This is a genomic window from Sporichthya sp., assembly GCF_013815995.1.
Taxonomy (GTDB): Bacteria; Actinomycetota; Actinomycetes; order Sporichthyales; family Sporichthyaceae; genus Sporichthya.
Window position 1 is genome coordinate 1 of the sequence record NZ_JACDFE010000349.1, and the last position, 3012, is coordinate 3012.

The window sequence follows — 3012 nt, forward strand, 5'->3', positions numbered from 1 at the left end:
CATCGTTCGGGAACCAGTCCCGGAACTCCTGCAACGTGCGCGGGTAGTCGACTCCGCCTAGCGGCCGTTCTTTGCTCACACCCGAAATCGTACTGCACTCAAGCAGATATGCAGAACATACGTTCGATGGACCGGTTCAAGAGCGCTGACCGCCGCGAGGCGTCGATTCTGCATGCCGACCTGGACTCCTTCTACGCCTCGGTCGAGCAGCGCGACGACCCGGCGCTGCGGGGCAAGCCGGTCCTGGTCGGCGGCGGGGTGGTGCTGGCGGCCAGCTACGAGGCCAAGGCCTACGGCGTCCAGGGGGCGATGGGTGGGGTGATGGCGCGGCGGCTGTGTCCGCACGCGATCGTCGTCGCGCCGCGCTTCGAGGCCTACACCGAGGCCAGCAGGGCGGTCTTCGCGATCTTCGACGACGTCACCCCGTTGGTGGAGGGCATCTCCATCGACGAGGCCTTCCTCGACGTCGGCGGCCTGCGCCGGCTGTCCGGCCCGCCGGCCGACATCGCGACGCGGCTACGCGCCCGGGTCCTCACGGAAGTCGGATTACCGATCAGCGTCGGGATCGCCCGGACCAAGTTCCTGGCCAAGGTGGCCAGCCGTCAGGCCAAGCCGAACGGGCTGCTGCTGGTGCCGCCGGAGACCGAGCTGGAGTTCCTGCACCCGCTGCCGGTCGACGCGCTGTGGGGCGTCGGCCCGGTGACCACCGGCAAGCTCGCCGAACGGGGCATCCACACCGTCGGCGAGGTCGCGACCCTGGCCCCGGACGTGCTGACCTCGATGCTGGGGCCGGCGGCGGGGCGCCAACTGTTCGCGCTCTCGCACAATCACGATCCACGTCCGGTCGTGGTCGGGCGGCGGCGAAAGTCGATCGGCTCGCAGTCGGCCTTCGGCCGCGGGCGGCGCACCCCGGCCGAGGTGGACGCGCTGGTGATCGGGATCGTCGACCGGGTGATGCGCCGGGTGCGCGCCGCCAACCGGGTCGGGCGCACGGTCGTGCTCCGTCTGCGCTTCGACGACTTCGCCTCGGTCACCCGCTCGCACACGCTGCCTGCCCCGACCGACGACACGGCAACGGTGCTCGCGGCGATCCAGGCCCTGATGACCGCCGCCGCTGCGCTGATCGCGGAGCGCGGCCTCACCCTGGTCGGCGTCTCGGTTCCCGACCTCGACGACGACGACGCCGTGCAGTTGGCGCTGCCCTTCCCGCGCGCCGCCAATGGGGCCGTCAGCGCTCCGGACACCGGCGTTCTGGACGCCACCCTCGATGCCGTCCGGGAACGCTTCGGCACCGCGGCGATCGACCGGGCCGTCCTGATCGGGCGCTCCACCGGCGTCGAGGTGCCGAAGCTGCCCGACTGATCCGACGGTGCGTCAGGCCTCCGCGTGAGTTCCTCCGAGCTGGACGACGACCACGCCGACGATGATCAACGCGATCCCGCCGACCGTGACCGCGCTCAGGCCGTCGTCGAAGAAGAGCCGGCCGAGCACCGCCACGGTGGCCACGCCGATCCCGGACCAGACGCCGTAGGCGACCCCGAGCGACATCCCCCGCTGCAGCGACTGGGACAGACACCAGAACGACGCGATGTAGCCGACCACGACAACCGCGGTGAAGCCGAGCTTGGCGAATCCGTCCGAGGCGCGCAGGCACAGCGTCGCCGTCACCTCGGTCACGATCGCCCCTGCGAGGAAGAGCCAAGACATCATCCGGTCACCCTAGGATCCTCGACCTGGTTGACCCGCGGCCAGGACGGGATGCTGGACGAGGTCGCGGAGCGGTGCCAGGCAGGCGCAAACGTGGTTGACGAACTGTTAGTCGGCCTTCAGTCCGGCCGCTGGTGGACCGACTTTCAGGCATGAAGCGTGCGCTCGCCGTCCTGCTCGCCGCCGGTGCTGCCGTGGGGCTCGCCAGTAGCTCCATGACCGGGGCCGACGCGGCGGCGGTGCGCCGGATCCCGGGAACCTCGTGCACCGCGTTCCCGGCGGACAACGTCTGGCACTCCGACATCAGTGCCCTGCCGGTGCACGGGCGCAGTGCGGCGTGGCTGTCGAACATGTCTCCGCGCTCGCGGTTGCACCCGGACTTCGGCCCGTCCTACGGCGAGCAGTCCGTCCCCTACGGCATCCCGGTCACGGTCGTCGGCAAGAGCCACCGCAAGGTCAAGGTGCGCTTCGGCTACGCCGACGAGAGCGACCGGGTCCGCTACCCGCTCGGTAAGGACACCAACGTCGAGGGCGGGCAATGGCGCAGCGGTGACCGGCACACGATCGTCGTGGACGCCAAGCGCTGCAAGCTCTACGAGACCTGGGCGACGCGGAAGACGGCGCAGGGCTGGCGCGCCGGCTCAGGCGCCGTCTGGGACCTGCGCAGTAATGCGCTGCGGCCCGCGGGGTGGACCAGCGCGGACGCCGCCGGGCTACCGATCCTGCCCGGCCTGCTGCGCTACGACGAGGTCAAGGCCGGCCGGGTCGATCACGCGATCCGCTTCACCACCGACGTCACCGACCGGCGCTTCGTCTGGCCGGCCCGGCACCAGGCCGGGTCGGTGAACGACCAGAGCTACCCGCCGATGGGCGCGCGGTTCCGGCTCCAGGCCGACTTCGAAGTCGACGGTCTGCGCGCGGACACCCGCACCGTGCTGCGGGCGATGCAGACCTACGGGCTGATCCTGGCCGACAACGGCTCGCCCTGGTACTTCCAGGGCACCGCCGACAACCACTGGCCGGAGGCCCTGCTCGACGAGCTGAAGTCGATTCCGGCCTCGGCGTTCGAAGCCGTCGATGCGAGCTCGCTGCGGGTCGCCGCCAACTCAGGTCAGGCCCGCTGACGGGAGATGACCACCTCGGCTCCGGCGGCGGCCAGCCCGCGGACGATCATGAAGTCTGCATATCTGCTTGAGTGCAGTACGATTTCGGGTGTGAGCAAGGAACGGCCGCTAGGCGGAGTCGACTACCCGCGCACGTTGCAGGAGTTCCGGGACTGGTTCCCGAACGATGACGCCTGCGTGG

3 protein-coding genes are annotated in these 3012 nt (G+C 70.4%); 2 read left to right on the forward strand and 1 reads right to left on the reverse strand.

The window, feature by feature from the left end; genetic code table 11:
* Positions 1–126: 126 nt before the first annotated feature.
* The gene (gene dinB / locus H0X00_RS23060; RefSeq protein WP_293775145.1) at positions 127–1362 is read left to right on the forward strand and encodes a DNA polymerase IV; all 1236 of its coding nucleotides are present in this window, start codon (positions 127–129) and stop codon (positions 1360–1362) included.
* A 12-nt stretch (positions 1363–1374) separates the two neighbouring features.
* On the opposite strand, the gene H0X00_RS23065 is transcribed toward dinB, so the two are convergent.
* The gene (locus H0X00_RS23065) at positions 1375–1707 is read right to left on the reverse strand and encodes a multidrug efflux SMR transporter (RefSeq protein WP_367186749.1); all 333 of its coding nucleotides are present in this window, start codon (positions 1705–1707) and stop codon (positions 1375–1377) included.
* A 152-nt stretch (positions 1708–1859) separates the two neighbouring features.
* Here H0X00_RS23065 and H0X00_RS23070 point away from each other — a divergent pair, with 152 nt between their 5' ends.
* Positions 1860–2831, forward strand: coding sequence for a hypothetical protein (locus H0X00_RS23070; RefSeq protein WP_293775148.1), 972 nt, complete (start codon positions 1860–1862; stop codon positions 2829–2831).
* The last annotated feature ends 181 nt before the right edge of the window (positions 2832–3012 follow it).